The organism is Pseudolysinimonas sp., from assembly GCF_031389465.1.
Taxonomy (GTDB): Bacteria; Actinomycetota; Actinomycetes; order Actinomycetales; family Microbacteriaceae; genus Pseudolysinimonas_A.
Genome location: NZ_JANMSQ010000127.1, coordinates 1 through 2511 on the forward strand (window position 1 = coordinate 1; position 2511 = coordinate 2511).

Here is a 2511-nt window from a genome sequence, read left to right on the forward strand (position 1 = left end):
CCGACGCCTGCGGCATGCCGGCCCGCTCATAGAGCAGCAGCCCCTCGATGACGCACAGGGTCGAGTCGAACGACGACACGACGCTGTCGCCGTAGTCGGCTTCGCAGTTCCAGCCGCCGTCGCCGAGCTCGTCGCCGAGCAGGCGGGTGGCGAGAATCTCGACGGGCTGGTGAAAGTAGGCGCCGATCGACAGCGTCATGCCGTTGATGCAGGGCTCCTCCTCGCCGTCGAAGAACGGATTTTCGCCGAACTCCTCGCCCCAGGTGACCTGATCGCGGGTGCGGCCGATGGCATCCACGATCCTGTCGTCGAACGGGTCGGGCTCGAACCAGCGCAACTGCATGAGCGTCGACAGATTCCACTGCCAGTGGTCGCCGGGCTCGTCGTTGGGGCCCCAGTCGCCTGTCGGCTCCTGCTTCGACAGCAGCAGTGCGCCCCAGCCCTCGCGCGGCACCTTCGCCCGCTCGGCGGCAACATCCTCAGGTGAGGCGTCGGTCAGGTCACGCAGCACCTGCCAGCGGATCGCGGGATCGGACTTCAGAAGCCAGTCGACCGTCGAATCGGGCATGCGGCACGGTACGCCTGTCGTTACCTGGCGTCAACCGGGGCCGGCGTACAGAATTGACCGGGTAGGTTTGACGGTATCTGGAGCGTTCCGCTCACTCGCCGGCTGAGAAGTCGTACACGACGAACCCCGAGGCCGATTGTGACTCTCGCCCCCGCTGCTCGCCCATTTCGCACGACCACCCCGCGCGATGCGACGCCGAGCGGGTTCGCCCCGCTCCTGAAGCAGGTGAAGGATGCCGGCCTCCTGCGTCGGAGCCAGGTCTTCTACATGTCGCTGCTCACGACGCTCGTGCTCGCCCTCGGCGGCGCGATCGCGGGGTTCGTGCTGCTCGGCGACTCGTGGTTCCAGCTGCTCATCGCCGCCGCCCTCGGAGTGATCTTCACCCAGTTCGCGTTCCTCGGGCACGAGGCATCCCACCGTCAGGTGTTCACCTCCGGCAAGGCCAACGACCGCATGGGCCGCGCGCTCGCGTCGGGTGTCGTCGGACTCTCGTACTCGTGGTGGATGAACAAGCACACCCGCCACCACGGCAACTCGAACGTCATCGGCAAAGACCCCGACCTCGAGGTCGACACGGTCTCGTTCGTCGACACTGACGCAGCATCCGCCCGGGGTCTGCGCGCGATCATCACCCGCCACCAGGGAAAACTGTTCTTCCCGCTGCTCGCCTTCGAAGGCGTCAACCTGCACGTGAAGTCGTTCGGCCACGCGTTTGGACGCGGCAAGGTCGACAACCGCACGATGGAGATCGTGTTGCTCATGGCACGCATGGCGATCGTCGTCGGCGCCGTCTTCCTCGTGCTGCCGATCGGCATGGCGTTCGCGTTCCTCGGCGTGCAGCTCGCCGTGTTCGGCGCCTACATGGGCCTGGCCTTCGCCCCCAACCACATCGGCATGACGATGTTCTCGATCGACGCGAAGCCCGACTTCCTGCGCAAGCAGGTGCTGTCGTCGCGCAACATCCGCGGCGGCTGGTCGATGACGATGCTCATGGGCGGCCTCAACTACCAGATCGAGCACCACCTCTTCCCGAGCATGGCGCGCCCGCATCTGTTCGCGGCCCGGCGGATGGTGCGCGACACCTGCGCCGCCGAGGGCATCCTGTACACCGAGACGACGCTCACCGAGGCCTACCGTGTCGTCATCCGCTACATGCGTACCGTCGGGCGCAGCGCCCCGCGCATCTTCGAGTGCCCCGTCGTGTTTCAGTTCGGTCGGCTCTAGCCGCTCTGCGGCGTGCCCGCGCACTGATCTACGTCGCGGGAACGACCCTCCGCACGATGGTCTTTCTCAACCCGAGCGGGCGGATGAACTCGAACCCGGCCTTCTCGAACATCTCGCGCGTGCCGTTGTGCAGGAACGACGACGACGTCTTCTTGCCCTCGACCAGTGTGTTCGGGTAGCTCTCGACGACTCCCCCGCCCACGGCGGCGATCAGGTCGAGCGCACCCTGCAGCGCCTCGTACGCGACACCGGCCCGCCGATGATCACGGTCGACGAAGAAGCACGTGATGCGGTACGTCGCGGGGTCGATGCCCGAAGCATCGCGCTCTTTGCGGTGGTAGATGTTGGGCAGCTCGACCGGGCTGCCGTACTCGGCCCAGCCGATCGCCTGGTCACCGTCGAAGACCAGCGCCGCGTGCGCGATGCCGAGTTCGACCATCCGCTTCTTGAAAGCGGGACCTCCGAGCTCCTTCTTGCGGTCGGCGTCGGTATCTTCGTGGAAGTAGGTGCACCAGCATCCGCCCCATACGCCGTTGTGCTTCTCGATCAGCGCCGCGTATGCGTCCCAGGTCTCGGGGGAGAGCGCCCGAATCACATGCTCGGCCATACGGAGTGTCTACCCCGCACGGCCGACACGGGCAACCGTCGGGTCAGCGCCGCCGCGCGGGGGCGTGTGCCGGGGCCGACGGGCCGCCCTTGCGACCGGTCGCGGGTACCGC

General features: G+C 66.9%; 2 protein-coding genes and 1 pseudogene. 1 reads left to right on the top strand and 2 read right to left on the bottom strand.

Annotated features, from left to right (window positions below; translation table 11 throughout):
- A pseudogene (locus RMO30_RS04825) lies at positions 1-568 on the bottom strand (hypothetical protein); the annotation flags it as partial.
- 138 nt (positions 569-706) lie between these two features.
- Between RMO30_RS04825 and RMO30_RS04830 the strand changes: the two are divergent.
- Complete coding sequence (locus tag RMO30_RS04830) at positions 707-1792, top strand: acyl-CoA desaturase (RefSeq protein WP_309710228.1); 1086 nt, start codon at positions 707-709, stop codon at positions 1790-1792.
- A gap of 28 nt (positions 1793-1820) precedes the next feature.
- Here RMO30_RS04830 and RMO30_RS04835 read toward each other — a convergent pair whose 3' ends face one another.
- On the bottom strand, positions 1821-2399 hold the full coding sequence (locus RMO30_RS04835) for a GNAT family N-acetyltransferase (RefSeq protein WP_309710232.1): 579 nt from the start codon (positions 2397-2399) through the stop codon (positions 1821-1823).
- Positions 2400-2511 lie beyond the last annotated feature (112 nt).

What these genes read in the sequence shown, in the direction of transcription:
- RMO30_RS04835 (WP_309710232.1), bottom strand. Translation starts at nt 2,399, where the DNA reads ATGGCCGAGCATGTGATTCGGGCGCTCTCCCCCGAGACCTGGGACGCA.